Source organism: Spirulina subsalsa PCC 9445 (genome assembly GCF_000314005.1).
GTDB classification, from domain to species: Bacteria; Cyanobacteriota; Cyanobacteriia; order Cyanobacteriales; family Spirulinaceae; genus Spirulina_A; species Spirulina_A subsalsa.
Map to the genome: position 1 here is coordinate 685,850 of NZ_JH980292.1, position 24,799 is coordinate 710,648.

The following is a 24,799-nucleotide window of genomic DNA, read 5'->3' on the forward strand; positions in this document are numbered from 1 at the left end:
AAAACGCCTAGGGAGGGCTTGAGATTCAACCTGAACAAGATATCCTAAGTATAAGTAATCGCCATTTCATTGCACGATAGCTGAATTGGCGATCGCGTAATTGTTAGTGAGTAGTCCCCCGTAGAGAAGGAGAGTTGAGTTCCTTGGAAACTCATAAGGAAAAGATCCTCGTTGTTGATGATGAAGCCAGTATCCGCCGCATCCTAGAAACCCGTCTTTCTATGATTGGGTACGATGTTGTCACCGCAGCCGATGGAGAAGAAGCCATAGAAACATTCCGCACCACCCAGCCCGACTTGGTGGTATTAGATGTCATGATGCCCAAACTAGACGGTTATGGCGTTTGCCAAGAACTGCGCAAAGAATCAGACATCCCCATTATTATGCTCACCGCCCTCGGTGATGTCGCCGACCGCATTACCGGATTAGAACTCGGAGCCGATGACTATGTAGTAAAACCCTTTTCACCCAAAGAACTCGAAGCCAGAATTCGCTCCGTGTTGCGCCGAGTCGATAAAAACGGAGCATCCGGAATCCCCAGTTCCGGCGTGATTCAAGTCGGCTCCATTAAAATAGACACCAACAAGCGGCAAGTCTACAAAGGAGACGAACGCATCCGCCTCACCGGAATGGAATTTAGCCTCTTAGAATTATTAGTCAGTCGTTCAGGAGAAGCCTTTTCCCGCTCAGAAATTCTGCAAGAAGTTTGGGGCTACACCCCCGAGCGCCATGTAGACACCCGCGTTGTTGATGTCCATATCTCCCGTCTGCGTGCCAAACTAGAAGACGACCCCAGCAATCCGGAGTTAATCCTCACCGCAAGGGGGACAGGCTACCTGTTTCAACGCATCTTAGAACCCGGTGAAGAATAATTAGCTTAAGTGAGTCCTGCATCAATTCTCCCCTGCCACCACCCATTCATTGAGTGGTTGGGGGATTCCCGAATCCCTCACCGAACCCAAAACGCCCTATGGCAAAATCCGACCCCAACCGTGTCCTCCGTTTACTCCCCCTCATCACAGGGGGACTCGGAGCCATCCTGTTATTATTTAACCGTTTTTCCACCTCAGAAATTACCGCCACTCAATCCCGTTCCGATGCCTTGGGAGTCCTTTTGAGCGCCCTACTGATTCTTGTGGGTCTAATCTGGCAACAAATTCAACCCAAACCCCCCGAAACCGTAACACTCCTTGGGGAAGAAAAGTTTGACCTAGCCGAAGACCTCCCCGACGAGGTAAAAATTGAACTCGCCTGGGCTTCTCACCTCCTGTTAACCAACACCGTCACCCGTAGCGTTGTCCTCTACTACCAACAGCGCACCCTCCTCCGACGAGGTATCCTCCCCCCCAAACCCGAGGTTACAGCCGGAGGCATTATCCGGCGAGTATTAGAACAACAAAAACCCGTCTATCTCGTAGAGTTAAGAGTTTATCCCGGTCGCATTGAGTTTGATTATCTACCCGAGAACACACAAGGGGTAATTTGTCAACCCCTCGGCAAAAACGGCGTTCTTATCTTAGGAGCCAATGCTCCCCGCAGCTACACCAAACAGGATGAAGTGTGGATTGAAGGGATTGCCGACAAACTTACAGAAACCTTAGAACGTTACTTTTGATAATCAAACTTAAATTCTGTTGTCTTGCCTCCACATTCTAGTTTCCCATAATACAATCTCGGTTTTGGCAGAGGATCTGACAGGTTTTTCCCGTGACAGATAATAGATTTGAATTGAATTTCATTGGATTCATCATCCCCATTATCCTCCCCATTGGGGTCAGGGGAAAATACACCCACGATATAAGCATCAACTTTATCTTTTATATCCTCATTGGGAATCCCAGAGATAAAAACAGCATCCTCTGTTAAACTCGTGGAATAAGTGTATTTCTTCGTCCGCACTGGAATCTCTCTTAGTGGATTCGGCTTTTCACTAAAAGACTGGTACATTTGAAAATAACCTTCTTGTTGACTCTGAACTGATGAAAGGTATGTTGATGCGAAAAAGCTTTCGCGTTTTAAGTAGTCGCTAGCCTGGATTTGTGCGACTGGAATCAGCACTAAAAGAATAAGAAAATAGCTAAACAAAACAACAATTGTGTCACAAAAGTGATATTTTTTTGATGCTTTCTTGGTTGAATTTTTATCCACAAAACTATCAAATAAGGTACGACTTACTTTAACCGATGGGATATAAAAAACGACCATCCAGAACAGTATTATAAGAAACACAAACTTATTGTCATAAACTAGCATATCTCCTTGTACAGTGAATAAGCCGGAGAAGCTTGAGATAATATAACCCACAAAAACAAACCAACTGATAACAATGAGAAGTGCGATACAATTCATTGATTTTGCTCCAGTCAATGCTTTGATAAACGTGAGGGAAAAAGAATTCTAAAAAGGCGGGAAAGTAGAGAGAAATGGCTTCTTTCCAAGGGGAATCGTAATCGGCACGTTGGTCGTCAGTCATGGGGGTCATGGTACAAATTCCAGTCGTAGGTTAATCTACGTGGTGTTGGGTTACACTTCCTTTCACCCAACCTACGAGAATTAATCACAATGAATTCCCGTCGCCAACATTGATATATTTTCTTTTAGGATTCCTGACACAATGCGTTTAAATAGTCCATTGCGGCCGCTAACTTAGAAGGATAATGATAGGCAAACTCTTCAAACCATAATCCCTCATCAGAATGTGGATCTAACTGTTTCAACCACATTTCGGCCTGACGTTTTAAGACCTTTTCTTGTTGTTGTCGTCGCCATTCTTGCTCCCGTTCAAGTCTAAGCAACCTCTCCTTTTCTTGGAGTTGCCGCGCTACATCTGGCTCAGATTTTGGTTGTTGCCACTTCTCTAGAAATTGCTCAAAATCTGGTTCAACGGTAGGCTCTTCACCTTGACTGACCTGGGAAAACCTAGCTTGCAACTCCTGCAAAAAGCCATCGGTTGCCCGAGAAACTGGCGGTTTGGGTCGAGAGATAGGGAGGGATTGGGGCGGACGAGCAAACTGATTCTGGAGGTCGGTTAAAAAGCTGTCAATTTCCCCTTGTTGCTCTGACATTTGCGGTTGTTTCCCCTCGGCTAGAATCTCATTGGGTTGAGGTGTTGCTTTTTGTTGATATTTTGCCTCAAATTCCGCTAAGGCATCGTCTAAAGAACTCATGATTTATGATTTAGGTGGAATCATCTCGTTCTTTAATATTAACCCCGTTGGATTGACTGTCACTACAGTTTAGGAGCTTGTTGAGTGATGCTGTCCCTTCACCTAACCTACACATCGGGTCAATTCTTCCCCCATCAATCCAGAATGGCATCAATCAAAACCTCTGTTAACGTCATCTCCCCCATCTGGTCAATGGTCAAAGTGTCCACAATATCAAACCGCGCCCCCGCCCCTTGTAACTGATCATCCAATACCTTTAAAAAACGGGTCGCTTCCCCATTATGACCCACTTGAATAAAAGAAATCCCTAACTCATCATGGCGCTCAATCCGTTGTGAAGCGTCTACAATTAAACGCACTAAACGCCTGCGGTCTTTAATATTGCCATCCGTTACCACTAAAAACGCCTCCCCATTAGGCTTAGACTGCCCTAACGCCTTCCGTTCAAAATAACTATGTAGGGCATCTTCTAGGGCATTACAAAGCCCCGTGTGACCTGTGGGGATGTTTTCTTGAAAGATGCGCGCCACCCGGTCTGAGGTGACATGATCATAACGCCGAAAACGCCCAGAAAATACATAAACCGTAATGCCATCCGGGTCAAACATCTCGCACTGCACGGCTAAAGCTAGGGTAGACTCCTGCATGATTTCCCAGTGACTTTTGCCCACTCGCGGGTCAATTTGTGACATACTGCCACTTTTATCAATAATCAGGGTGTAGTCACGGGCTTCTAGCATGGGAGTCTCCCCGCTTCTGTAAGGTCGAATAGTGGAGGGTTAGGCAGCGCGGATGACATCCTGTAGGGGTTGCCACCGGAAATAACGCTCTCCTCCCAATTCTAAAACAACTTTTAGTCTGGGTTCTTGTTTGGGCAGATTCACTAAATATTCAATTTCTTGATTGGACAGAATCATGCCCTCAATAATCCACAAGACTAGGCCTTTGGCGGTGGAGGGTAGGGTTTCTAATTGGGAAAGTGCGATCGCCGGAACATAATACACCGGCCCGACTGCTGCACTCTGGGCGATATTCTTCTTGCCCAAATGAGGAGGCCGCACCCCATGCACCCCCGTCAAATAAGCCGCCACATCCCCTAACCCCCGGGCTGTCAAGTGCAGGGAATAATACCCCGTAGCCCGTAAACGTCGTTGATAGCGACCCTCAAAACCCCCTTCTAAGGGCGCATACACCCCTAAAGCACCATACTTTTCTAAATCTCGAATAAAGGGCTTCCCCGTCGTCAGTAGCGGCATAACCTTCTCCCGTTCCTCAAAAATGGCTTGATTTCCTTGCTCATTATAAATACTCCCGGTTCAGTTCCCAATCTCTCCCCTATCCCTTGACTCTTTGCGTCAAAACCGCTATAGTGGACGATTGTGACCTCATAAACACCCAAGCGTGTTGAGGTTTAACATGAGGTTCAATCAGTGACCACCTGAAGAAACCAAAGGGTTTCAACCCCCAAGGTTCCAGCGTGACACTAGATGAATGCCTCGTTCAAGATACTGAGGAGAGCTTCATTAGCCCCCTTAAGTCCTGAGCGAAACACGGCAACTCGTTAGCTAATTCCTTGGTTTAACCGTTCACAGAACTCCTAGATTTCTAGCCCCTGCAAACAGGTTAAACCCGATAGCCAAACGCGAAACCCGTTGATCTTCCGTGATCATCATGTTCCGGTCATCCCGTCTGGATGATCCTGTGCGTGGTCGTCATGGACGTTTCTTGTGAGGTGCGGGCAACATTGGAGGACGAACCTATCTCCGAGCCCAAATCCCAAATTTCAGTAGTGTTGTCTAGCAAAAGAGAGGGGTAAACCCGTGTCTTTCGGTATCCTCGGTACCAAACTGGGCATGACTCAAATTTTTGACCAAGAAACCGGAAAAGCCATTCCGGTCACAGTCATTCAAGCGGGTCCATGCACCGTTACTCAAATTAAAACACCAGAAACCGATGGCTACACCGCCGTTCAGGTCGGCTATGAAGAAGTTCGACCCAAAGCGCTGACTAAGCCAGAACTCGGTCACTTAGAAAAATCTGGAGCCGGGCCTCTGCGTCATCTCACAGAGTACCGCGTCTCAGATTCCAATACATTTGAGCTAGGGCAAGCCATCAAGGCGGATATTTTCAGCCCCGGTCAACTGATTGATGTTCATGGAACAAGCATCGGTCGCGGTTTTGCCGGTTATCAAAAGCGGCATAACTTCCGACGCGGCCCCATGTCTCACGGGTCTAAAAACCACCGAGAACCCGGTTCTACCGGTCCCGGCACGACCCCCGGTCGTATTTTCCCCGGTAAACGCATGGCCGGACGCTATGGCGGAACCAAAGTGACCATCCGCAAGCTAGAAGTCGTGCGAGTGGACGCAGAACGCAACCTGTTACTGGTGAAAGGCTCTGTCCCCGGCAAACCCGGCGCATTGGTCAGCATCACGCCCGCCAATATTGTCGGTCAGTAAAACCATCAGTCCAATCCTAGAACAGAAAACGAACCAGAAAATAGGAACCAGAAAATAAACAATGGTTACTTGTGTAGTAAAAAACTGGGAAGGGGAAGCGGTTGGCGAAGCCACCCTAGAACTGAAGGTTGCTAAAGAAGAAAACGCAGCCCATATTGTTCACCGCGCCCTAGTGCGTCAACTCGCCAACGCCCGACAAGGCACCGCCTCCACCAAAACCCGCGCCGAAGTGCGTGGGGGGGGACGCAAACCTTGGCGGCAAAAAGGCACCGGACGCGCCAGAGCCGGCTCCATTCGTTCTCCCCTGTGGCGGGGAGGCGGGGTCATTTTTGGACCCAAACCCAGAGACTATAGCCAAAAAATGAACCGCAAAGAGCGGCGGCTGGCCTTGAGAACCGCACTCACCAGTCGGGCAGAGGACATCATTGTAGTGGAAGAATTTGCCGAACAATTTGCGCGCCCCAAAACCAAGGATTTAGTCACCGCTTTAAACCGTTGGGGTGCAAACCTTGACCGAAAAGTGCTGCTCATCCTTAACGAAAAAGTGGAGGGGGTTTATTTATCCGGTCGGAATATCGCCAATCTGAGAATGATTATGGCAAATCAGTTAAACGTTTACGACTTACTGAACGCCGACCGTATTGTTACCACACCTTCAGCACTGGCAATGATTCAGGAGGTCTACAGTGACTGAGTACAATCCCCGTGATTTAGCCGATCTCATCATCAAGCCGATTGTGACGGAAAAAGCAACTATGTTGCTTGAACAGAACAAATACGTCTTTGATGTGGTTCTCAAAGCCACTAAGCCCGAGATTAAAGCGGCTATTGAGAGTTTATTTAATGTCAAAGTGACCAAAGTGAACACGGCGCGCCCCCCGCGTAAGAAAAAACGGGTCGGGCGGTTTGTGGGCTATAAACCCCAATACAAACGCGCCATCGTCACCTTAGCCGAAGGGGATTCCATTGTTCTCTTCCCAGATGTTTAGGTCAGACCAACAACTACCACATCTAAAATCTAAAATCTAAAATGGGTATTCGTTCTTATCGACCAATGACTCCTGGGACTCGGCAAGCCAGTGTTTCTGACTTTGCGGACATCACCAAGAGTACACCAGAAAAATCCCTCACCCAGTATAAGCACCGCAAAAAAGGTCGCAATAACCGGGGGGTAATTACTAGCCGCCGTCGGGGGGGTGGACACAAACGCCTCTACCGTTTAATTGATTTTCGGCGGGATAAACACAACATTCCGGCACGAGTGGCGGCGATTGAGTATGATCCCAACCGCAGCGCTCGTATTGCTTTGCTCTACTATCAAGATGGAGAAAAGCGTTATATTATCTGTCCCGACAAATTGCAGGTAGGCAGTACCGTTGTTTCGGGTCCCACGGCTCCCTATGAAAATGGCAACGCCTTGCCCTTGAGTAACATTCCCTTGGGGACGGATGTTCACAATATCGAGTTATACCCCGGTCGGGGTGGGCAAATGGTACGAGCCGCTGGGGGTTCAGCCCAAGTAGTCGCCAAAGAAGGGGATTACGTGACCCTGCGCTTACCCTCCAAAGAGGTGCGCATGGTGCGGAAAGAATGCTACGCCACCATTGGGAAAGTGGGGAACGCCGATGCTCGTAACTTGAGTTTAGGGAAAGCCGGACGCTCCCGCCACTTGGGCCGGAGGCCCGAAGTCCGAGGCAGTGCGATGAACCCGGTGGATCACCCCCATGGTGGTGGTGAAGGCCGCGCTCCCATTGGTCGTCCCGGTCCGGTCACGCCTTGGGGTAAACCCGCCTTGGGTCGTAAAACTCGTAAACGCAATAAACCGAGCGATCGCCTGATCGTCCGGCGACGTAGCTCAAGGTAGGAGGCAAAAACTATGAGTCGTTCTCTGAAAAAAGGTCCCTTTATTGCGGACAGTTTATTAAGCAAAATCGAAAAGCTGAATGAAAAAGGCGAAAAACAGGTGATTAAAACCTGGTCCCGCGCCTCAACCATTCTGCCCAATATGGTAGGTCACACCATTGCCGTCCATAACGGGAGGCAGCACGTCCCCGTTTATGTGTCTGAGCAAATGGTGGGTCATAAACTCGGTGAATTTGCACCGACCCGGACCTTCCGCGGCCACGCCAAAAGTGACAAAAAAGCCGGAAGACGCTAGGGGGAGAAAACAATGGCAGTTGAAACACAAGAAGAAGTTAAAGCGATCGCCCGCTATATTCGGATGTCCCCCTTTAAAGTGCGGCGTGTGCTAGACCAAATTCGGGGTCGCTCCTACCGGGAAGCCCTGATTATCCTCGAATTCATGCCCTATCGGGCCTGTGAACCCATTACCAAAGTCCTCCGGTCTGCGGTAGCCAATGCGGAACACAACAACGGTTATGACCCCAGAGACTTGGTTGTTACCCAAGCTTACGCCAACCAAGGCCCCAAACTGCGGCGCTTTCGCGCTCGCGCCCAAGGCCGGGCTTATCAAATCCATAAGCCTACTTGTCACATCACCGTTGCCGTCGCCCCATTACTAGAGGAATAGAGGAAAAAAACGTGGGACAAAAGATTCATCCAACGGGTTTCCGTTTAGGAGTCACCAAAGAGCATAAGTCCTGTTGGTATGCCGATACCAAACGCTATCCCGAACTCCTGCAAGAAGATCATCAGATTCGGCAGTATGTGGAGAAAAACCTCAACAACGCCGGAATCTCTGATGTGCGCATCGAACGGAAAGCCGATCAAATCGACCTAGAAATTCATACCGCTCGCCCCGGCGTAGTGGTAGGTCGGGGCGGCAGTGGGATTGAATCCCTCCGCACCGGACTACAAGAACACCTCGGCGGCAACCGCCAAATCCGCGTCAACGTGATTGAAGTCTCCCGCGTCGATGCCGATGGCGTGTTAATCGCCGAATATATCGCCCAACAACTGGAACGACGGGTTTCGTTCCGCCGCGTGGTGCGCCAAGCCATTCAACGCGCCCAACGGGCCGAAGTGCAAGGCATCAAGATCCAAGTCAGTGGCCGCTTAAACGGAGCAGAAATTGCCCGGACTGAGTGGACCCGGGAAGGTCGCGTTCCCCTGCACACCCTGCGCGCTGACATTGACTACGCCTATTGCACCGCCCGCACCATCTACGGGATCTTAGGCATTAAGGTCTGGGTCTTCAAAGGGGAAATCATCCCCGGCCAAGAAGAAGCCCCCAGCGCCGCTCCCGCGCAAACCCCCCGTCGTCAACGTCGCCGTCAACAATTTGAAGACCGCTCTGAATAAGCGAATCTCCCCAATTGTCAACGGTTAAGGATGACTGGGAACAAGGATAAGGGTTGCGGTCAAGGGCATTGTTCCCAACCTGCACCCATCACCCATTACCGATTACCCAACCATGTTAAGTCCTAGAAGAACAAAGTTCCGGAAACAACACCGTGGGCGGATGAGAGGTCTGGCCAAAGGAGGGACAACCTTTAATTTTGGCGAGTTTGCGCTCCAAGCCACAGAACCCTCTTGGATTACTGCCCGTCAGATTGAGGCCGCCCGTCGTGCCATGACCCGTTATGTCCGCCGGGGTGGGAAAATCTGGATTCGGATTTTCCCCGATAAACCCGTGACCATGCGACCCGCCGAAACCCGGATGGGTTCCGGGAAAGGCTCCCCCGAATTTTGGGTAGCTGTGGTTAAACCCGGCCGCATCATGTTTGAAATGGCCGGGGTGAGCGAAGAAGTCGCCCGGGAAGCCATGCGTCTGGCCGCCCAAAAACTGCCCATTAAGACCAAGTTTATTGTTCGTCCCCAGGAGGAAGTCTAAATTATGGCACTTCCCAACGTTTCAGATGCCCGCAAACTGAGTGATGAAGAATTGAGCGCGGCCATTGTGGAAGCCAAGCAAAAACTGTTTAATTTGCGCTTACAACAGGCTACCCGACGGTTAGAAAAAACCCACGAGTTTAAACATACTCGCCGTTGGATTGCTCAACTGCTCACCGTTGAAACCGAACGTCAACGGATGACCCAGGCCTCAGCCTCCACCCCTGTAGCTCAAGAAGAGGAGTAACCCCCCAATGGCAGCGAAAGAGCGTGTGGGAATGGTGATTAGTAACAAAATGGATAAAACCATTGTGGTTGCTGTGGAAAACCGTTCTCCTCATCCCAAGTACGGCAAAATTGTCGTCAAAACCAAGCACTACAAGGCACATGATGAAGAAAATCAGTGCCAAGAAGGCGATCGCGTGCGCATTCAAGAAACCCGCCCTTACAGCAAAACCAAACGCTGGATCTTGCGCGAAATCATGAACCGCAGCGTGGTCTAACTTTATTTACTCATCCTCTTGTTTATTACTGGCGACTGATTGCAAACCAGCCATGATTCAACAACAAACCTATCTCAATGTTGCCGATAACAGTGGCGCTCGCAAACTCATGTGTTTGCGCGTCCTGGGAACAGGCAACCGTCGCTACGGTGGCATTGGTGATGTCATTATTGCCGTCGTCAAAGATGCGATCCCCAACCAAGGGGTGAAAAAATCAGATATCGTGCGCGCCGTCATTGTGCGCACCCGCCATTCTCTCCGCCGGGATAGTGGCATGAGCATCCGCTTTGATGACAACGCCGCCGTGATTATTAACAACGACGGCAACCCCAAAGGAACCCGGGTCTTTGGTCCGGTGGCTCGTGAACTTCGGGACAAAAACTTTACGAAAATCGTTTCGTTAGCTCCGGAGGTGATCTGAGATGGCAACTAAAGCAAAAGCAGCCCCTAAAGCCCACAAAATGCACGTCAAGAAAGGGGACACCGTACAGGTGATTTCTGGACGGGATAAAGGCAAAGTGGGAGAAGTGCTAAAAGCTCTGCCCAAAGAGAGTAAAGTGGTGGTTAAAGGCGTGAACGTGCGCACCAAGCACGTTAAACCTCAACAAGAAGGCGAATCTGGACGGATTGAAACCTTTGAAGCCGCCATTCATAGCTCCAATGTGATGCTCTACTCGGAAAAAGAAAAGGTCGCAAGCCGCGTTTGCTACACCTTTACCGAAGATGGCCGCAAAGTGCGAATGCTGAAAAAAACAGGCGAAATTTTAGATAAATAAGCGCCCTTGTTTTTTGATTCACCCTCGTTCCTGACCAAGCCCAGGAAGCTTGAACAACCATGACACAACGACTGAAAACCCTGTATCAAGAAACCATCGTTCCTAAATTAACGGAACAATTTGGTTATACCAATATCCATCAAGTCCCCAAAGTGGTGAAAATCACCGTTAACCGGGGATTAGGGGAAGCTTCTCAAAACGCCAAAGCATTAGAATCGTCTATTAATGAACTGGCAACGATTACCGGACAAAAACCTGTGATCACTAAAGCCAAAAAGGCGATCGCCGGATTCAAAATTCGTCAAGGAATGCCCGTTGGCGTAATGGTCACGCTCCGTTCTGACCGAATGTATGCCTTTTTAGACCGCTTAATTAGCCTAGCTCTCCCTCGGATTCGTGACTTTCGGGGCATTAGTCCCAAAAGTTTTGACGGACGAGGCAACTACAGCCTTGGCGTGCGTGAACAGTTGATTTTCCCAGAAATTGATTACGACAGCATTGATCAAATTCGAGGAATGGACATCTCCATCATCACCACCGCCAAAACCGACGAAGAAGGACGCGCCCTCTTGAAAGAGATGGGAATGCCCTTCCGTGACAACTAAGCCCAGCAGCCTTGCATCAGCACTATAAGGAGGAAAAAGCTTTCACCTATGGCGGCTAACGACACCATTTCCGATATGCTCACCCGCATCCGCAATGCGGGGGCAGTCAGACACCCCACGACCCATATTCCCTCAACCCGAGTCACCCGCGATATCGCCAAAGTTCTCAAAGCGGAAGGCTTTATTGGAGACTACGAAGAAGTCGGGGAAGGCGTGAAAAGAGAACTGGTTCTAACCCTCAAATATAAAGGCAGAACCCGCAAACCCATCATCACCGCCCTCAAACGTATTAGCAAACCCGGGTTACGGGTTTACAAAAACCGGAAAGAACTCCCCCGCGTCCTCGGCGGCATTGGCATTGCCATTATTTCCACCTCCAGTGGAATTATGACAGACCGGGAAGCCCGGCAGCGAGGGATTGGCGGCGAAGTTTTGTGTTACGTCTGGTAGGAGTCAGTAAACAGTAAACAGTGCATAGTTTTTTACTGATTACTGGTCACTGATGACTGATCAAGGACTGAAGTAAGGAGTAATGAGGTAATGTCTCGTATTGGTAAACGTCCTATAGAGATCCCCGATAAAGTCACCGTCACCATTAATGGTTCTCATGTGGCCGTCAAAGGGCCTAAAGGTCAACTGGAGCGCGTCCTGCCCTCCCAAGTCAGCGTAGAACAAGAAGACAAAGTGGTGCGCGTCTTGCGTAAAGATGAGTCCCGCTTGTCTCGCCAGCGTCATGGTCTGTCCCGTACCCTCGTCGCCAATATGGTGGAAGGGGTATCTAAGGGCTATGAAAAACGCTTAGAAATCCAAGGGGTCGGTTATCGCGCCCAAGTTCAAGGGAAAAAATTAATCTTGAATGTGGGCTACAGTAAACCCGTAGAAGTAGACCCCCCCGACGGGATTCAACTGACCCTCGGTGAGAAAAACACTGAAGTAATTGTCAGTGGAATTAATAAAGAAATTGTGGGCAATGTGGCCGCTAAAATCCGCGCCATCCGTCCCCCTGAAGTCTATAAAGGCAAAGGTATTCGCTATAAAGGCGAATTTGTCAGACGTAAAGCAGGTAAAGCAGGCAAGAAATAAACCATGAAACGTACTCGCAAAGCATCCGTACAGCGCCGTCATCGGCGGCTGCGTAAAACCGTCACTGGAACCCCTGAACGTCCCCGTTTGGCGGTCTTTCGGTCCCACCAGCATATCTATGCCCAAGTGATTGATGATGTGGCCCAACATACCCTAGCGGCCGCTTCCAGTCTTGAGCCTGAACTGAAAGAGCAACTGGCATCTGGGGCAACTTGTGACGCATCTTTAGCGGTGGGGGCCGCGATCGCCCAACGATCCCTCGCCAAAGGAATCACCCAAGTTGTCTTTGACCGGGGGGGCAACCTCTATCACGGTCGCGTCAAAGCCCTCGCCGATGCTGCCCGCGAAGGCGGATTAAACTTCTAAGCCCATCCAGTCTAGGTTCAATCGAGGAAACTTACTATGCCCAAAGGCAAGAAAAAAGGCCGTAAAAACCAAAAAGAACAAGAAAACGCCTTTCAAGAGCGCGTCATCCAAATTCGTCGGGTGAGCAAAGTCGTCAAAGGCGGGAAAAAACTCAGTTTCCGCGCCATTGTCGTGGTCGGGAATGAACGAGGTCAAGTCGGGGTCGGCGTGGGGAAAGCCGCCGATGTCATCGGAGCCGTGCGTAAAGGCGTAGCCGACGGCAAAAAACAACTGGTGGACATATCCTTAACCAAATCCAACTCCATCACCCACCCCGCTCGCGGCGTGGCCGGAGGAGCGAAGGTCATGATGCGCCCCGCCGCACCGGGGACAGGGGTAATTGCCGGGGGAGCCGTGCGCACCGTGTTGGAACTCGCCGGAGTGAAAAACATCCTCGCCAAACAACTCGGCTCCAACAACCCCTTAAACAATGCTCGGGCCGCCGTCGATGCGCTGCAAACCTTGCGCACCTTTAAAGACGTAGCCGAAGAGCGAGGAATTCCAGTGGAAAACCTCTATATCTAGATAGCAAGCGGGAGAACAGAAGGAATGAGACTGAACGACGCGATACCCAAAAAAGGCTCTAGAAGGAGTCGTCGCCGGGTTGGTCGAGGCATTGCCGCCGGACAAGGGGCCAGTTGTGGTTTTGGGATGCGGGGTCAAAAATCCCGCTCTGGCACCGGCACCAAACCCGGTTTTGAAGGGGGTCAAATGCCCCTTTATCGCCGGGTGCCAAAATTAAAGCACTTTACGGTCATTAACCCTCGTCGGTACACTACGATCAATGTAAGTAAGCTAGCTTCCTTGCCAGCGAATGCAGAAGTCACTTTAGAATCCCTGTTAGAACAAGGCTTATTAACAGCCAGTAACCAAGGCCCCTTAAAGGTTTTGGGGAACGGTGAGATCAATGTGGCATTGAACGTTAAGGCTGCCGCCTTCTCCGCCAGTGCCAAGGAAAAAATCGAAGCCGTCGGCGGGAGTTGTGAAGTGGTCGAGGCAAAAGCCTAAGCAAAGGAGTAAGGCCTATGGCTCATAGTTTAAGCGAGGTAAACCTTCATGGTCGTTAGCCGCGATAAAACACCAACGGCTCAAGAAACATTTATGCAGATGGCGCAAGCGGCCGGATTAAGAGGTCGCTTGCTCGTCACGTTGGGATTACTCATTTTAGTGCGCCTTGGGGTCTATGTTCCCATTCCGGGAGTGGATCGACCCCGTTTTTTGGCTGAAATTGAAGGCAGTCCAGTTATCGGGTTTCTCGATGTGTTCTCCGGTGGGGGGCTTTCCCTCTTGGGGATTTTTGCTCTGGGCATTCTGCCGTTTATTAATGCCTCGATCATCATGCAGTTACTAACGGCGGCCTTGCCCTCGTTAGAGAACTTACAAAAAAATGAAGGGGAAGCGGGACGGCGGAAGATTTCCCAAATTACCCGGTATGTGGCGACAGGTTGGGCCGCCCTCCAAAGTACGATGTTGGCCGTTTGGGTTCAGAATTATGCGATTGATCCGGGGCCAATTTTCTTTTTGCAAACGGTTCTGGCGTTCACGGCCGGGGCTATGTTTGTCATGTGGGTGTCGGAATTAATCACGGAACGAGGTATTGGGAACGGCGCATCGTTGTTGATTTTTGTCAACATTGTGGCGGTGTTACCCATGATTTTGGGCAATACCATCAGCTTTGCTCAGGAAGATGATCAGGGCATCGTTAAAGTGGTCATCCTGTTATTGTCCTTCCTGGCCATGATTGTGGGGATTGTCTTTGTTCAAGAAGGGACAAGGCGCATTCCTATTATCTCCGCCCGTCGTCAAGTGGGACGGCGACTCTACCGGGAACGGAAGAACTATTTACCCCTGCGACTCAATCAAGGGGGCGTGATGCCGATTATTTTTGCCTCGGCGGTGTTGTTTTTGCCCGCCTCCCTCGAACAGTTCACTCGCACGGGTGAGGGGTTTGTGGGGCAACTCCATCAGGTGTTCGGCCCGATTGCCAATGCCTTACGCTTTGATGGCCCCACCCCTTGGATTTATGTCTTGGTGTTCTTCACCTTGATTGTCTTTTTTAGCTATTTTTATGCGTCCTTAATTGTCAATCCGGTGGATATGTCCCAAAATCTCAAGAAGATGGGAACCAGTATTCCGGGCATTCGTCCGGGGAAAGCCACCAGTGAATATCTAGAACGGGTGATCAACCGTTTGACGTTCTTAGGGGCGATGTTCTTGGGGGTAGTGTCTACGGTGCCAACGGCCATTGAGAGCGCGACAGGGGTCGAAACCTTACGGGGTTTAGGATCTACGTCGCTGCTTATTTTGGTTGGGGTCGCTATTGATACCGCCAAGCAAATCCAGACCTATGTGATCTCTCAGAGATACGAGGGAATGGTGAAAAAATAGGGGTTTCGGGAAGGGGGACTGTGATGGTCGGGCAGAACCTCAACCTCTAGACCCTGTGTTCAACGCCAACTATTAAGGAGTTTATGAGCAAGCGTATTATTTTCTTGGGCCCCCCTGGCTCGGGAAAAGGCACTCAGGCGAAAATCTTGGCCCATTCAATGGAGATTCCCCATATTTCGACGGGGGAGATTCTACGTCGGGCGGTGGTGGAAGAAACCTCTCTGGGTAAAAAAGTGAAAGACTTTTTGGAACAGGGGGATTTAGTGCCGGATTCTCTGTTAGTGGATTTGATTCGGGAACGCTTGAACAGTGAGGATGCCGATGAAGGCTGGATTTTGGACGGGTTTCCCCGGACTATTGCCCAGGCCAATTTTTTGGAGGAGTTGTTACAGGAGTTCCAAGAAACCCGTAAGGTGGTGTTTAATTTGGAAGTGCCTGAACCGGTGTTGGTGAAACGCTTACTCCATCGGGCGGAGGAGGAAGGACGGGCGGATGATACAGAGGAGACAATTCGCCACCGTCTTCAGGTTTATCATGATCTCACGGAGGCGGTGATTGATTATTACCATGAACACGAGGATCATGATCTATATTCCGTGAATGGCGATCGCCTCCCGGAAGAAGTGGCGAAGTCCCTGAATGAAATTGTCATGGTCAATGCCTAAGCAGACTATCGGAGCAGTTCCTGACTGTGGATTGGGGTTTGCTAAGATAGGGGGGCGGTTCTAACTCTTGGCTGTTGTGCATTCTGGGGACACAACCCATTGAGGGCAACCAGCAAGACCGAATTTTTTACTGTTGTTTTTGAGGATTCTTAACCTTTGGCTAAACAAGATTTGATTGAAATGGAGGGGACAGTCACAGAATCTCTCCCCAATGCGATGTTTCGGGTGGATTTAGATAATGGGTTTAATGTGTTAGCCCATATTTCCGGCAAGATTCGCCGGAATTACATCAAAATCTTACCGGGCGATCGCGTGAAAGTGGAATTAACCCCCTACGACTTAACCAAAGGTCGGATTACCTACCGCTTACGCAAAAAGTAGTCCCCCCGTTTAAGTCCATTGGTTAAATCCCTGGGTTAGGTTTTCAACACTCGTCTTGAAAACAAGGGTCTAGAGTGTCTTTTAAACCTGTACAAAAACCGTTATTATTGATATAATAATAAGCTTGCAGTGTTGCCAAAATCGGCATGAAAGTTAGAGCATCAGTAAAGAAAATTTGTGACAAATGCCGCGTCATTCGCCGTCGCGGTCGAGTTATGGTGATCTGTTCTAACCCGAAACACAAACAACGTCAAGGTTAAGTCAAGGTTAGACCCCTTTAAGGAGTTTGTCGGAATCCGAGTTCTTATATTAGTCCTCTCAACCGCCTCCTGTGGGGGAAGAAGCCCTGTCTGAGTCTAGAATCTAAGGTTAAACGCCCAAAGTGATGACTAAACCGTTATCCCACCGGGTTCAATCCCCAAGATTAACACCCGTTTGGTTTCAAATTAGTCCTTCAACCCTCCTCAAGGTTTAACTGAAAGTTTGGCTTAAAGTCTAGTGCTTAAAGATTCATTCGAGGTTAGCCTTGTCCCGTTGAAAGACTTCGTTAGGCAGACCCTAACTCTGTGTGAACCGGGTTGGACAGTTCCCAGTTAACCTCTAGGGCTGTCCACTACCCCACTCTTACAGAAAACAGCAAAAGCATTCATAAGGGAGAAATTCATTGTGGCACGGATTGCTGGTATAGACCTTCCCCGTGATAAGCGTGTCGAAATTGGCTTGACTTATATTTACGGGATTGGTTTGTCACGTTCTCAGGAAGTGTTAAGAGAAACGGGCGTAAACCCCGACACTCGTGTTCGGGACTTGAGTGATGAAGATGTCACCAAGCTACGTTCTTATATTGAGACGAACTTCCAAGTAGAAGGCGACCTCAGACGCTTAGAAAACATGAATATTAAGCGTCTCGTAGACATTGGGGCCTATCGCGGTCGTCGTCACCGTTTAGGCTTACCCGTGCGGGGTCAACGTACCCGCACCAACGCCCGGACTCGTCGGGGCAGAAGGGTAACAGTGGCAGGGAAGAAAAAAGCGGCAGCTAAGAAATAATTTCCTGTGGATTTGTTTCCTATTTCACTCGTTTTCCAGATTTAATTTGCAGAAAGGAATATGGCGCGACCAACAAAAAAAGGCGGAACGAAAAAGCAAAAACGCAATGTTCCAAGCGGTATCGCTCACATCACCTCCACCTTTAACAATACAATTGTGACCATTTCGGACACCAAAGGAGATGTTATCTCCTGGGCTTCCTCCGGGTCTAGTGGCTTTAAAGGCGCGAAAAAAGGCACCCCCTTCGCGGCTCAAACCGCCGCCGATAGTGCCGCGAAACGGGCCATTGAACAAGGAATGCGTCAACTCGAAGTCATGGTCAGTGGGCCGGGGGCAGGTCGTGAGACAGCTATCCGCGCTCTCCAGGCCGCTGGGTTAGAAATTACCCTGATTCGGGATGTGACCCCCATTCCCCATAATGGTTGTCGTCCTCCAAAACGCCGTCGGGTGTAATCCTCGAATCAGAGCAAAATGAATGATGAAACATCGGGTTCGGTTGTAGGGCGGAGTTCATCATTCAGGATTTTTTGCGTAGGCGTAATTTTTTGCGTAGGCGTGATTCTTTGCGTAGGCGTAACAATGGGAAGGGAGGTAACAAAGCGGTGGCGCAATTTCAAATTGAATGTGTAGAGTCTAAGACTCAAAAAAACCAAAGTCAATATAGCAGATTTGTCATTGAACCTCTGGAACGAGGGCAAGGCATTACCGTAGGCAATGCGCTGAGACGGGTTTTGCTGGCAAATCTGGAAGGGGCAGCCGTGACCGCCGTTCGCATGGCGGGCGTGAGTCATGAGTTTTCCACCATTCCGGGGGTGCGGGAGGATGTGCTGGAAATTCTCTTAAATATGAAAGAGATGGTTTTCCAGAGTCATGCGGCGGGAGCAACGATTGGTCGTTTAGTGGCAACCGGGCCGGCAACGGTAACGGCGGCTCAGTTCGACCTGCCCTCAGAAGTGGAAGTGGTGGATAAGAACCAGTATATTGCCACCTTATCTGAGGGATCGCGGTTAGAGATGGAGTTCCGCATTGAGCGGGGCAAAGGCTACCGGGCGGTGGATCGGGGTCGAGATGAAAATTCCTCTCTGGACTTCATGCAGATCGACGCGGTGTTTATGCCTGTAACCAAGGTGAACTACAGTGTAGAAGATACCTTAACCGATGGTTCTTCCCCCAAGGATCGGCTGGTTCTGGATATTTGGACCAATGGCAGCATCAAACCCGAGGAAGCTTTATCTCAGGCGGCGGAGATTGTGGTGGATTTATTTAATCCGCTTAAGGATCTGACCTTGGAAAGTATTACGGAGGATCAAGAGGTTCCCGATGATCCCACCAGTCAGATTCCCATTGAGGAATTACAACTCTCGGTTCGGGCTTATAACTGTCTGAAGCGAGCGCAAATTAACTCGGTGGCGGATCTGTTGGACTATTCTCAAGAAGACCTCTTGGAGATCAAGAACTTTGGTCAAAAGTCGGCTGAAGAGGTGATCGAGGCGTTACAACAGCGCTTAGGGATCACATTACCCCAAGAAAAAGCGAAGCCCTAAGCCTGGGGTGAGATCCGGGTGAAGGGGGATCAATTGTCGAAGTTACTGTAAGGGAGATTAGTTAAAATGCGTCATCGTTGCAGAGTTCCCCAATTGGGACGACCTGCGGATCAACGGAAAGCGTTATTGCGATCGCTCACCACTGAGTTGATCCGTCATGGTCAAATTACCACCACCAAGGCCAGGGCTAAAGCCGTGCGCTCAAAAGCCGATGAGATGATCACCTTAGCCAAGGATGGTTCTCTGGCGGCTCGTCGTCAGGCCATGAGCTATTTGTATGATAAACAGTTAGTTCATGCCCTTTTTGCCAGTGCGAAAGAACGTTATGGCGATCGCAATGGCGGGTATACCCGAGTGCTGCGCACCAAGCGCCGTCGGGGAGATAATGCGGAAATCGCCATCATTGAACTGAACTAGGGCAATGTCGAGTGTGGAGCAGACGGGAGAAACCTCAAGGGTGGCCTTGGTGATTCAGTACATCGGGACTCACTTTCAGGGGTGGCAACGACAGCCGAATCAACGCACCGTTCAGGCGGAAATTGAAGAGGCGATCGCCCAAGTGGTGGGGCAGAAGGTCACGTTACATGGTGCGGGACGAACGGATACTGGCGTTCATGCCGCCGCTCAGGTGGCGCATTTTAATGTCACCAGTCCGATTCCCGCCGAAAAATGGGCAACGATTTTAAATTCTTACTTGCCAAATGACCTTTTAATCCGTGCTTCTGCCTCAGTTCCCGCCCGTTGGCACGCCCGCTTTTCCGCCCTGTGGCGACGTTACCGTTATACGTTCTACACCGCCCGGCGCCCCAACTTGTTTGTCAGACCCTTCTGTTGGCATTACTACCATGCCCCCCTCGAAGAATCCTTGATTCAGGCTGCCCTGGGCCCCTTGCTCGGACGGCATCACCTCGCCGCCTTCCACCGGGCTGGGTCATCCCGTCAGCATTCTTGGGTCGAAGTGCAGGAGGTGGACTGTTACCGTCAGGGGGACTTGCTCCACCTGGAAATACAAGCCAATGGCTTTTTATACGGCATGGTGCGCTTACTGGTGGGGATGTTAGTGGAAGTGGGCAATGGAAGCCGCTCCTTAGAGAACTTCCAAGACATCTGGCAAAACCAACGGCGGGAATTAGTGAAATATGCCGCCCCTGCGAAAGGCCTTTGTCTCTTGCGGGTCGGTTATCCAGACTTTCCCTTTCCCCCGGAAATTTGGTTTGATAGCCAGCCTCAGTTCAGTTTTCGCCCGTCCCCCGTCTACGCTCACGAGAGCCGATTAATTCAGTCCTGATTATCTATTGAAACAAGACTCATGGAAAAAACAGCCTTACCCACTCAAGACACCCTCGACCAGAAATGGTATGTTGTGGACGCCGCCGACCAACGACTGGGACGACTGGCCTCGGAAATCGCCAATATTTTACGGGGCAAAAATAAAGCCACCTTTACCCCCCACATGGATACGGGGGATTTTGTGATTGTGGTCAATGCTGAGAAAGTGGTTGTCACCGGGAAAAAAGCCTCCCAAAAACTCTATCGTCGTCACTCAGGCCGGCCGGGGGGGATGAAAACAGAAACCTTTAACCAATTGCAAAACCGCATCCCAGAACGGATTGTGGAGCAAGCGGTCAAGGGAATGCTGCCCAAAAATTCTTTAGGGCGGAAGTTGTTTACGAAACTCAAAGTCTATACTGGCCCCGACCACAAACACCAAGCGCAACAACCGGAAGTTCTCACGATTAATACTCAACCCACAGGAGGTCAATAATCATGCAAGCAGGGAATAATGAACGGGCTATGTATTGGGGAACGGGTCGCCGCAAAAGTGCGATCGCCCGTGTCCGTTTAGTCCCCGGGAGTGGCAAGTTAATTGTCAACAACCGCCCCGGCGAAATTCACTTTAACCAAAACCCCAGTTATTTAGCCATTGCGAAAGCCCCCTTAGAAACCTTGGGCTTAGAAAATGAGTACGATATTTTAGTGAATGCTCATGGCGGTGGACTGACGGGACAATCTGATGCGGTTAGATTGGGAGTTGCTCGGGCGCTGTGCCAACTCGACCCGGACAACCGTCAACCCTTGAAAGTGGAAGGGTATTTAACCCGAGATCCTCGGGCTAAAGAGCGGAAGAAATACGGCTTGAAAAAAGCCCGCAAAGCCCCTCAATTCTCGAAACGTTAAGCAAAGCTGTTTTGTATATCCTAGGAGGATTAAAACCATGCCGAAAGATGGGATTCACCCCCAATGGTACCCCGAAGCGAAGGTGATTTGTAATGGTGAAGTCGTGATGACCGTCGGTTCCACCAAGCCGGAAATCCATGTAGAAATTTGGTCTGGCAACCACCCGTTTTATACCGGAACCCAGAAAATTATTGACACGGAAGGACGGGTTGAACGGTTTATGCGCAAATACGGAATGTTCGAGGCTCCCAAGGCCGCGGACGCTCCGGAAAAATAGTGGTTTAATTTTTTGTGAACAACCCAGCAGAAACTCTGCTGGGTTGATTGCGTATTAAGCGTTATAAAAAGACTTCTCCCTTGTCTTTATTGCCAATAAATCTGTATTACCCCAAAAGAAGGAGGAATTATGGCTGAATCTTATTTACTCGATAAACTCAAATCCGTTGAACAAACCTTTAACGAATTAAGCCGTCGTTTAGCGGATCCCGATGTGGTAACAAATCCCGACGAGTTGCAAACGGTGGCGAGGGCGCGGGCTTCTTTAGAGGAAACGGTGAATACTTATGAGGAGTGGAAAAAAGCCCAAGGGGAATTAGTGGGGGCGAAGGAGGTGTTAAAGGAGGCGGGGGGTGATGCGGAAATGCAGGCAATGGCCGCCTTGGAAGTGAAGGAGTTGGAACAGAGAATTGAGGAATTGGAGTATCAGTTAAAGCTTTTGTTGTTACCCAGTGATCCCAACGATGAGAAGAATATTATGTTGGAGATTCGCGCTGGGACTGGGGGGGATGAGGCCAGTATTTGGGCGGGGGATTTATTGCGGATGTATTCCCGTTATGCGGAGTCTCAAAGGTGGAAAGTGGCTTTAGTCAGTGAGTCTCTGGCGGAAATGGGGGGGTTTAAAGAGGTGGTGCTGGAAATTCAGGGCGATCGCGTCTATAGCAAACTCAAGTTTGAGGCCGGGGTGCATCGGGTGCAACGGGTTCCGGTAACGGAGGCCGGGGGGCGGGTTCACACCTCCACGGCAACGGTGGCGATTATGCCCGAGGTGGATGAGGTGGAAGTACAGATTGATCCCAAGGATATTGAGATCAGCACGGCTCGTTCCGGGGGAGCCGGGGGTCAAAATGTCAACAAGGTAGAGACGGCCGTAGATTTGATGCACAAACCCACGGGGATTCGGATCTTTTGTACTGAGGAACGTTCCCAGTTACAAAACCGGGAACGGGCGATGCAGATTTTGCGGGCGAAGTTGTATGAGATGAAGTTACGGGAACAACAGGAGGCCGTGACTTCTTTAAGGCGATCGCAAGTCGGCACCGGCGCTCGTTCTGAGAAAATCCGCACCTACAACTACAAAGACAACCGCATCACCGACCACCGTTTAGGTCAGAACTTCACCTTAAGCGGCGCGTTAGAGGGTGATATTGATAACCTGATTCAAGCTTGTATCAGTCAAGACCAACAGGAGCGTTTAGAACAGTTGGCGAACTCTCCCGAAGTGGCTGGGTTGAATTAGGGTCTGCTGAAGAACACCAGACACCAGACCCAACAAGGGAAGAGGGAACAGGCAAGAGGCAATAATTATCATAATTATCAATTATCAATTATCAATTCCCCCGTCCATTACAATAAAGAAAAGCCCATTGCTAACCGTTTCCTCGCTCTCAAGGGTTAATGTCTGATTGTGATTGAACAACTCCCTGTTGCCATAGCCTTACTAGATTGTGATTATTGTTACACCGTAGCGAGTCGTCCTTGGCAGGAAGACTATAACTTAGTGGGAATCCACTTTAAAGGTCAGTCCTTTTATGACCTTTTCCCCCAAGTTCCCAATCATTGGCGTACTAGACACCAACAAGCCTTAGCCGGAGTAACACAAGAGCCAATCCTTGAAGAAATTATTCTTCCAAGAGGAAATAAAGAATGGGTAAAATGGCAAGTTAAACCTTGGCGGGCAGAGGGTGAAGAAGCCAATCCCCCAGAAGCGGGCGAAATTGTGGGGTTAATCTTAACCAGTGAAATTGTCACCACCCAGCAACAACAAGCGCGACGCTATCAACGGAAACAAGAGCGCTTAAAACAGGTTATTAAACAACACACCGCCGAACTCGAACACCGTAATCAGGAACTGAACACTGTTTTTGAAAAAGCCGGGGTAGGGTTAGATTATATCGACCGAGACGGGCGTTTTTTACGGGTTAATCAACGCTTTTGTGACATTTTAGGCTACTCCGCTCAAGAACTCTCCCAACTAACTGTTAAGGATATTACTCACCCCGAAGACTGGGCTAAAGACGCAGAGCAACAAGCAGCACTTTTAAGGGAACAAGGTGATACTTATATCTTAGAAAAACGCTATTTGCGGGCGGATGGTAGTGATGTTTGGGTCAGTTTAACCAAGTCGGTCGTGCGAGATAGCCAAGGCAAACCTCAATATTTTATCGGGGCGATTACTGATTTACGGCAACACAAAGAATTAGAACAAGAATTAGCCCTCCGTCAGTCACAGTTAGATGCTTTTGTCAATCATGCTCCGGTGGGATTAGCTATTCAGGATCCCCAATTATATTATGTGCGTCTCAACCCTCGCTTTGCCCAAATGAATGGGGTTTCGGTGTCGGATCATCTGGGAAAACGCTTAGAACAAATTAATCCTACCTTATCGGAACAACTAACCCCTTTACTGCAACAGGTGGTGAACACAGGACAAGCCATTTTAGCCCGAGAAATTAGCCAGATGAGTCCTGACGATTCTTCTGAAGTTTGGACGCAGCTAGTTTCAGTATTTCCCCTGAATTATGAGCAGAAGATCCTCGGAGTAGGAACTATTTTAGTGGATATTACGGAACAGAAACGGGTTGAGGGACAGTATCAACAACAAGCGGAGGATCTCGCTCACGCCTTGCAAGATTTGCGTCAGACCCAAGCCCAGTTAATCCAGACTGAAAAAATGTCGAGTTTGGGGCAGCTTTTAGCGGGAGTTGCCCATGAAATTAATAATCCTGTGAATTTTATTTATGGCAATTTAACCTATGCCCAGGAGTATATCGAGGATCTACTAAAAGTCATTAATTTATATCAAACTCATGGGGTTAATACCGTTCCCGAAGTTGAAGACTATTTAGAGGAGGTGGACTTAGATTTTTTGCTAGAGGACTTGAGAAAAGTGATTGATTCAATGAGTCTTGGGACAAATCGAATTAAAGAAATTGTGGCCTCTTTGAGGACGTTTTCCCGCATGGATAATCGGCAAAGACAACTGGTAGATATCCATGAAGGATTAGAGAGTACATTACTCATTTTAGAACATCGTCTAAAAGCACAGCCTAATGCTCCGGAAATACGAGTTATTAAGCAATATCAAGAATTGCCTAAAATTAAATGTTTTTTAGGGCAATTGAATCAAGTTTTTATGAATATTTTAAGTAATGCCATCGATGCCCTAGAAGAGCAAGCCCAAAGTTATTCTGAAGATGGTTTAAACTGTCCATTACGAACGATTACAATTACAACATCCCTCTCTGAGGAGTCTTGGGGAGTCGCAATGGACAATCTAGGAACAGACCCTAGAATGGTAGAGGTGTGCATCGCAGACAATGGGCCGGGGATTCCCCCCACTGTCCAAGACCACTTGTTTGATCCTTTTTTTACGACCAAGCCTGTGGGAAAAGGGACTGGGTTGGGACTAGCCATTAGTCACCAAATTATTACGGAAAAACACCAAGGTTATATCCATTGTCAATCGACTCTCGGTGAAGGTACAAAATTTGTGATTACCTTGCCGATTGTGCCTTAATTGAATT

The 24,799-nt window shown here is 49.3% G+C and carries 38 protein-coding genes; 34 read left to right on the forward strand and 4 right to left on the reverse strand.

Going from position 1 to position 24,799, the window contains the following annotated elements:
• Positions 1 to 143 precede the first annotated feature (143 nt).
• On the forward strand, positions 144 to 872 hold the full coding sequence (gene rpaB / locus SPI9445_RS0103505) for a response regulator transcription factor RpaB (protein WP_026079501.1): 729 nt from the start codon (positions 144 to 146) through the stop codon (positions 870 to 872).
• Between the two features lie 98 nt (positions 873 to 970).
• On the forward strand, positions 971 to 1,615 hold the full coding sequence (locus SPI9445_RS0103510) for a cofactor assembly of complex C subunit B (RefSeq protein WP_017303338.1): 645 nt from the start codon (positions 971 to 973) through the stop codon (positions 1,613 to 1,615).
• Here SPI9445_RS0103510 and SPI9445_RS0103515 read toward each other — a convergent pair.
• The 4 genes from SPI9445_RS0103515 to ndhN form a co-directional block, all read right to left on the reverse strand.
• Positions 1,606 to 2,349, reverse strand: a complete 744-nt coding sequence (locus SPI9445_RS0103515) for a type IV pilin-like G/H family protein (RefSeq protein WP_083883482.1) — start codon at positions 2,347 to 2,349, stop codon at positions 1,606 to 1,608. The two genes, SPI9445_RS0103510 and SPI9445_RS0103515, sit on opposite strands and share 10 nt — an antisense overlap.
• A 248-nt stretch (positions 2,350 to 2,597) precedes the next feature.
• Entirely contained in the window at positions 2,598 to 3,167 is a 570-nt protein-coding gene (locus SPI9445_RS27265) for a salt stress protein, Slr1339 family (RefSeq protein WP_017303341.1), read from the reverse strand.
• A gap of 134 nt (positions 3,168 to 3,301) precedes the next feature.
• A complete protein-coding gene (locus SPI9445_RS0103530) occupies positions 3,302 to 3,907 on the reverse strand; it encodes a vWA domain-containing protein (protein WP_017303342.1) in 606 nt (201 codons plus the stop codon).
• A gap of 39 nt (positions 3,908 to 3,946) precedes the next feature.
• A complete protein-coding gene (gene ndhN, locus SPI9445_RS0103535) occupies positions 3,947 to 4,423 on the reverse strand; it encodes an NAD(P)H-quinone oxidoreductase subunit N (protein ID WP_017303343.1) in 477 nt (158 codons plus the stop codon).
• A 564-nt stretch (positions 4,424 to 4,987) separates the two neighbouring features.
• Here ndhN and rplC point away from each other — a divergent pair.
• The 32 genes from rplC to SPI9445_RS24235 all read left to right on the forward strand — a co-directional run bounded on the left by rplC (position 4,988) and on the right by SPI9445_RS24235 (position 24,792).
• The gene (gene rplC, locus SPI9445_RS0103540) at positions 4,988 to 5,626 is read left to right on the forward strand and encodes a 50S ribosomal protein L3 (protein WP_017303344.1); all 639 of its coding nucleotides are present in this window, start codon (positions 4,988 to 4,990) and stop codon (positions 5,624 to 5,626) included.
• Between the two features lie 61 nt (positions 5,627 to 5,687).
• The gene (rplD, locus tag SPI9445_RS0103545; protein WP_017303345.1) at positions 5,688 to 6,320 is read left to right on the forward strand and encodes a 50S ribosomal protein L4; all 633 of its coding nucleotides are present in this window, start codon (positions 5,688 to 5,690) and stop codon (positions 6,318 to 6,320) included.
• The gene (locus SPI9445_RS0103550) at positions 6,313 to 6,615 is read left to right on the forward strand and encodes a 50S ribosomal protein L23 (RefSeq protein WP_017303346.1); all 303 of its coding nucleotides are present in this window, start codon (positions 6,313 to 6,315) and stop codon (positions 6,613 to 6,615) included. Before rplD ends, SPI9445_RS0103550 begins: the two co-directional genes overlap by 8 nt.
• A gap of 41 nt (positions 6,616 to 6,656) precedes the next feature.
• Positions 6,657 to 7,490: a 50S ribosomal protein L2 gene (gene rplB / locus SPI9445_RS0103555; RefSeq protein WP_026079502.1), complete on the forward strand. Its 834-nt coding sequence runs from the start codon at positions 6,657 to 6,659 to the stop codon at positions 7,488 to 7,490.
• 12 nt (positions 7,491 to 7,502) lie between these two features.
• Positions 7,503 to 7,784 (forward strand): 30S ribosomal protein S19, encoded by a 282-nt coding sequence (gene rpsS / locus SPI9445_RS0103560; protein ID WP_017303348.1) that lies wholly within the window; start codon positions 7,503 to 7,505, stop codon positions 7,782 to 7,784.
• 12 nt (positions 7,785 to 7,796) lie between these two features.
• Positions 7,797 to 8,156 carry a 50S ribosomal protein L22 gene (gene rplV / locus SPI9445_RS0103565; RefSeq protein ID WP_017303349.1) on the forward strand — a complete coding sequence of 120 codons (360 nt, stop codon included), beginning with the start codon at positions 7,797 to 7,799 and terminating at the stop codon, positions 8,154 to 8,156.
• Between the two features lie 11 nt (positions 8,157 to 8,167).
• Positions 8,168 to 8,887 (forward strand): 30S ribosomal protein S3, encoded by a 720-nt coding sequence (gene rpsC / locus SPI9445_RS0103570; protein ID WP_017303350.1) that lies wholly within the window; start codon positions 8,168 to 8,170, stop codon positions 8,885 to 8,887.
• A 112-nt stretch (positions 8,888 to 8,999) separates the two neighbouring features.
• The gene (rplP, locus tag SPI9445_RS0103575) at positions 9,000 to 9,419 is read left to right on the forward strand and encodes a 50S ribosomal protein L16 (RefSeq protein ID WP_026079503.1); all 420 of its coding nucleotides are present in this window, start codon (positions 9,000 to 9,002) and stop codon (positions 9,417 to 9,419) included.
• 3 nt (positions 9,420 to 9,422) lie between these two features.
• Positions 9,423 to 9,665, forward strand: coding sequence for a 50S ribosomal protein L29 (gene rpmC / locus SPI9445_RS0103580; RefSeq protein ID WP_017303352.1), 243 nt, complete (start codon positions 9,423 to 9,425; stop codon positions 9,663 to 9,665).
• 7 nt (positions 9,666 to 9,672) lie between these two features.
• Complete coding sequence (gene rpsQ, locus SPI9445_RS0103585; protein WP_017303353.1) at positions 9,673 to 9,921, forward strand: 30S ribosomal protein S17; 249 nt, start codon at positions 9,673 to 9,675, stop codon at positions 9,919 to 9,921.
• A gap of 52 nt (positions 9,922 to 9,973) precedes the next feature.
• On the forward strand, positions 9,974 to 10,342 hold the full coding sequence (rplN, locus tag SPI9445_RS0103590) for a 50S ribosomal protein L14 (protein WP_017303354.1): 369 nt from the start codon (positions 9,974 to 9,976) through the stop codon (positions 10,340 to 10,342).
• Between the two features lies 1 nt (position 10,343).
• Entirely contained in the window at positions 10,344 to 10,697 is a 354-nt protein-coding gene (gene rplX, locus SPI9445_RS0103595; RefSeq protein WP_017303355.1) for a 50S ribosomal protein L24, read from the forward strand.
• Between the two features lie 59 nt (positions 10,698 to 10,756).
• On the forward strand, positions 10,757 to 11,302 hold the full coding sequence (gene rplE / locus SPI9445_RS0103600) for a 50S ribosomal protein L5 (protein ID WP_017303356.1): 546 nt from the start codon (positions 10,757 to 10,759) through the stop codon (positions 11,300 to 11,302).
• A gap of 48 nt (positions 11,303 to 11,350) precedes the next feature.
• A complete protein-coding gene (rpsH, locus tag SPI9445_RS0103605; RefSeq protein WP_017303357.1) occupies positions 11,351 to 11,752 on the forward strand; it encodes a 30S ribosomal protein S8 in 402 nt (133 codons plus the stop codon).
• Positions 11,753 to 11,842: 90 nt separating this feature from the next.
• Positions 11,843 to 12,385, forward strand: a complete 543-nt coding sequence (rplF, locus tag SPI9445_RS0103610) for a 50S ribosomal protein L6 (RefSeq protein WP_017303358.1) — start codon at positions 11,843 to 11,845, stop codon at positions 12,383 to 12,385.
• A 3-nt stretch (positions 12,386 to 12,388) separates the two neighbouring features.
• The gene (gene rplR, locus SPI9445_RS0103615; RefSeq protein WP_017303359.1) at positions 12,389 to 12,751 is read left to right on the forward strand and encodes a 50S ribosomal protein L18; all 363 of its coding nucleotides are present in this window, start codon (positions 12,389 to 12,391) and stop codon (positions 12,749 to 12,751) included.
• Positions 12,752 to 12,787: 36 nt separating this feature from the next.
• Complete coding sequence (gene rpsE, locus SPI9445_RS0103620; RefSeq protein ID WP_017303360.1) at positions 12,788 to 13,315, forward strand: 30S ribosomal protein S5; 528 nt, start codon at positions 12,788 to 12,790, stop codon at positions 13,313 to 13,315.
• A 24-nt stretch (positions 13,316 to 13,339) separates the two neighbouring features.
• A complete protein-coding gene (gene rplO, locus SPI9445_RS0103625) occupies positions 13,340 to 13,798 on the forward strand; it encodes a 50S ribosomal protein L15 (RefSeq protein WP_017303361.1) in 459 nt (152 codons plus the stop codon).
• A gap of 48 nt (positions 13,799 to 13,846) precedes the next feature.
• The gene (secY, locus tag SPI9445_RS0103630; RefSeq protein ID WP_026079504.1) at positions 13,847 to 15,178 is read left to right on the forward strand and encodes a preprotein translocase subunit SecY; all 1,332 of its coding nucleotides are present in this window, start codon (positions 13,847 to 13,849) and stop codon (positions 15,176 to 15,178) included.
• 83 nt (positions 15,179 to 15,261) lie between these two features.
• On the forward strand, positions 15,262 to 15,843 hold the full coding sequence (locus SPI9445_RS0103635) for an adenylate kinase (protein ID WP_017303363.1): 582 nt from the start codon (positions 15,262 to 15,264) through the stop codon (positions 15,841 to 15,843).
• Between the two features lie 156 nt (positions 15,844 to 15,999).
• Positions 16,000 to 16,224: a translation initiation factor IF-1 gene (gene infA, locus SPI9445_RS0103640; protein WP_008191178.1), complete on the forward strand. Its 225-nt coding sequence runs from the start codon at positions 16,000 to 16,002 to the stop codon at positions 16,222 to 16,224.
• Positions 16,225 to 16,370: 146 nt separating this feature from the next.
• Positions 16,371 to 16,484 (forward strand): 50S ribosomal protein L36, encoded by a 114-nt coding sequence (rpmJ, locus tag SPI9445_RS28145; protein ID WP_015218377.1) that lies wholly within the window; start codon positions 16,371 to 16,373, stop codon positions 16,482 to 16,484.
• Between the two features lie 406 nt (positions 16,485 to 16,890).
• Complete coding sequence (gene rpsM, locus SPI9445_RS0103645) at positions 16,891 to 17,274, forward strand: 30S ribosomal protein S13 (RefSeq protein WP_017303364.1); 384 nt, start codon at positions 16,891 to 16,893, stop codon at positions 17,272 to 17,274.
• Between the two features lie 60 nt (positions 17,275 to 17,334).
• On the forward strand, positions 17,335 to 17,727 hold the full coding sequence (gene rpsK, locus SPI9445_RS0103650; protein WP_017303365.1) for a 30S ribosomal protein S11: 393 nt from the start codon (positions 17,335 to 17,337) through the stop codon (positions 17,725 to 17,727).
• A 149-nt stretch (positions 17,728 to 17,876) separates the two neighbouring features.
• Positions 17,877 to 18,818, forward strand: coding sequence for a DNA-directed RNA polymerase subunit alpha (locus SPI9445_RS0103655; protein WP_017303366.1), 942 nt, complete (start codon positions 17,877 to 17,879; stop codon positions 18,816 to 18,818).
• 66 nt (positions 18,819 to 18,884) lie between these two features.
• Positions 18,885 to 19,235 carry a 50S ribosomal protein L17 gene (gene rplQ / locus SPI9445_RS0103660; RefSeq protein WP_017303367.1) on the forward strand — a complete coding sequence of 117 codons (351 nt, stop codon included), beginning with the start codon at positions 18,885 to 18,887 and terminating at the stop codon, positions 19,233 to 19,235.
• Between the two features lie 4 nt (positions 19,236 to 19,239).
• A complete protein-coding gene (gene truA / locus SPI9445_RS0103665) occupies positions 19,240 to 20,106 on the forward strand; it encodes a tRNA pseudouridine(38-40) synthase TruA (protein ID WP_017303368.1) in 867 nt (288 codons plus the stop codon).
• A gap of 21 nt (positions 20,107 to 20,127) precedes the next feature.
• The gene (gene rplM, locus SPI9445_RS0103670; RefSeq protein WP_017303369.1) at positions 20,128 to 20,583 is read left to right on the forward strand and encodes a 50S ribosomal protein L13; all 456 of its coding nucleotides are present in this window, start codon (positions 20,128 to 20,130) and stop codon (positions 20,581 to 20,583) included.
• Positions 20,584 to 20,585: 2 nt separating this feature from the next.
• The gene (gene rpsI, locus SPI9445_RS0103675; protein WP_017303370.1) at positions 20,586 to 20,996 is read left to right on the forward strand and encodes a 30S ribosomal protein S9; all 411 of its coding nucleotides are present in this window, start codon (positions 20,586 to 20,588) and stop codon (positions 20,994 to 20,996) included.
• A gap of 37 nt (positions 20,997 to 21,033) precedes the next feature.
• Positions 21,034 to 21,273, forward strand: coding sequence for a 50S ribosomal protein L31 (gene rpmE / locus SPI9445_RS0103680; protein WP_017303371.1), 240 nt, complete (start codon positions 21,034 to 21,036; stop codon positions 21,271 to 21,273).
• 129 nt (positions 21,274 to 21,402) lie between these two features.
• The gene (prfA, locus tag SPI9445_RS0103685; protein ID WP_017303372.1) at positions 21,403 to 22,512 is read left to right on the forward strand and encodes a peptide chain release factor 1; all 1,110 of its coding nucleotides are present in this window, start codon (positions 21,403 to 21,405) and stop codon (positions 22,510 to 22,512) included.
• Between the two features lie 168 nt (positions 22,513 to 22,680).
• On the forward strand, positions 22,681 to 24,792 hold the full coding sequence (locus tag SPI9445_RS24235; RefSeq protein ID WP_017303373.1) for a PAS domain S-box protein: 2,112 nt from the start codon (positions 22,681 to 22,683) through the stop codon (positions 24,790 to 24,792).
• Positions 24,793 to 24,799 lie beyond the last annotated feature (7 nt).

Excerpts from the sequence above, each read along its gene's own strand:
- rplP (WP_026079503.1), top strand. The coding sequence starts at position 9,000 with ATGTTAAGTCCTAGAAGAACAAAGTTCCGGAAACAACACCGTGGGCGG.
- rpmJ (WP_015218377.1), top strand. The coding sequence starts at position 16,371 with ATGAAAGTTAGAGCATCAGTAAAGAAAATTTGTGACAAATGCCGCGTC.
- rpsS (WP_017303348.1), top strand. The coding sequence starts at position 7,503 with ATGAGTCGTTCTCTGAAAAAAGGTCCCTTTATTGCGGACAGTTTATTA.
- rplE (WP_017303356.1), top strand. The coding sequence starts at position 10,757 with ATGACACAACGACTGAAAACCCTGTATCAAGAAACCATCGTTCCTAAA.
- rpsE (WP_017303360.1), top strand. The coding sequence starts at position 12,788 with ATGCCCAAAGGCAAGAAAAAAGGCCGTAAAAACCAAAAAGAACAAGAA.
- SPI9445_RS27265 (WP_017303341.1), bottom strand. The coding sequence starts at position 3,167 with ATGAGTTCTTTAGACGATGCCTTAGCGGAATTTGAGGCAAAATATCAA.
- SPI9445_RS0103635 (WP_017303363.1), top strand. The coding sequence starts at position 15,262 with ATGAGCAAGCGTATTATTTTCTTGGGCCCCCCTGGCTCGGGAAAAGGC.
- rplF (WP_017303358.1), top strand. The coding sequence starts at position 11,843 with ATGTCTCGTATTGGTAAACGTCCTATAGAGATCCCCGATAAAGTCACC.
- SPI9445_RS0103510 (WP_017303338.1), top strand. The coding sequence starts at position 971 with ATGGCAAAATCCGACCCCAACCGTGTCCTCCGTTTACTCCCCCTCATC.
- rpsH (WP_017303357.1), top strand. The coding sequence starts at position 11,351 with ATGGCGGCTAACGACACCATTTCCGATATGCTCACCCGCATCCGCAAT.
- rplQ (WP_017303367.1), top strand. The coding sequence starts at position 18,885 with ATGCGTCATCGTTGCAGAGTTCCCCAATTGGGACGACCTGCGGATCAA.
- rplO (WP_017303361.1), top strand. The coding sequence starts at position 13,340 with ATGAGACTGAACGACGCGATACCCAAAAAAGGCTCTAGAAGGAGTCGT.
- rplD (WP_017303345.1), top strand. The coding sequence starts at position 5,688 with ATGGTTACTTGTGTAGTAAAAAACTGGGAAGGGGAAGCGGTTGGCGAA.
- rpmE (WP_017303371.1), top strand. The coding sequence starts at position 21,034 with ATGCCGAAAGATGGGATTCACCCCCAATGGTACCCCGAAGCGAAGGTG.
- rplV (WP_017303349.1), top strand. The coding sequence starts at position 7,797 with ATGGCAGTTGAAACACAAGAAGAAGTTAAAGCGATCGCCCGCTATATT.
- prfA (WP_017303372.1), top strand. The coding sequence starts at position 21,403 with ATGGCTGAATCTTATTTACTCGATAAACTCAAATCCGTTGAACAAACC.
- SPI9445_RS0103515 (WP_083883482.1), bottom strand. The coding sequence starts at position 2,349 with ATGAATTGTATCGCACTTCTCATTGTTATCAGTTGGTTTGTTTTTGTG.
- SPI9445_RS0103530 (WP_017303342.1), bottom strand. The coding sequence starts at position 3,907 with ATGCTAGAAGCCCGTGACTACACCCTGATTATTGATAAAAGTGGCAGT.
- rpmC (WP_017303352.1), top strand. The coding sequence starts at position 9,423 with ATGGCACTTCCCAACGTTTCAGATGCCCGCAAACTGAGTGATGAAGAA.
- rpsK (WP_017303365.1), top strand. The coding sequence starts at position 17,335 with ATGGCGCGACCAACAAAAAAAGGCGGAACGAAAAAGCAAAAACGCAAT.
- rpsI (WP_017303370.1), top strand. The coding sequence starts at position 20,586 with ATGCAAGCAGGGAATAATGAACGGGCTATGTATTGGGGAACGGGTCGC.
- rplB (WP_026079502.1), top strand. The coding sequence starts at position 6,657 with ATGGGTATTCGTTCTTATCGACCAATGACTCCTGGGACTCGGCAAGCC.
- rplM (WP_017303369.1), top strand. The coding sequence starts at position 20,128 with ATGGAAAAAACAGCCTTACCCACTCAAGACACCCTCGACCAGAAATGG.
- ndhN (WP_017303343.1), bottom strand. The coding sequence starts at position 4,423 with ATGCCGCTACTGACGACGGGGAAGCCCTTTATTCGAGATTTAGAAAAG.
- truA (WP_017303368.1), top strand. The coding sequence starts at position 19,240 with ATGTCGAGTGTGGAGCAGACGGGAGAAACCTCAAGGGTGGCCTTGGTG.
- rpsQ (WP_017303353.1), top strand. The coding sequence starts at position 9,673 with ATGGCAGCGAAAGAGCGTGTGGGAATGGTGATTAGTAACAAAATGGAT.
- rplX (WP_017303355.1), top strand. The coding sequence starts at position 10,344 with ATGGCAACTAAAGCAAAAGCAGCCCCTAAAGCCCACAAAATGCACGTC.
- rplN (WP_017303354.1), top strand. The coding sequence starts at position 9,974 with ATGATTCAACAACAAACCTATCTCAATGTTGCCGATAACAGTGGCGCT.
- secY (WP_026079504.1), top strand. The coding sequence starts at position 13,847 with ATGGTCGTTAGCCGCGATAAAACACCAACGGCTCAAGAAACATTTATG.
- rplR (WP_017303359.1), top strand. The coding sequence starts at position 12,389 with ATGAAACGTACTCGCAAAGCATCCGTACAGCGCCGTCATCGGCGGCTG.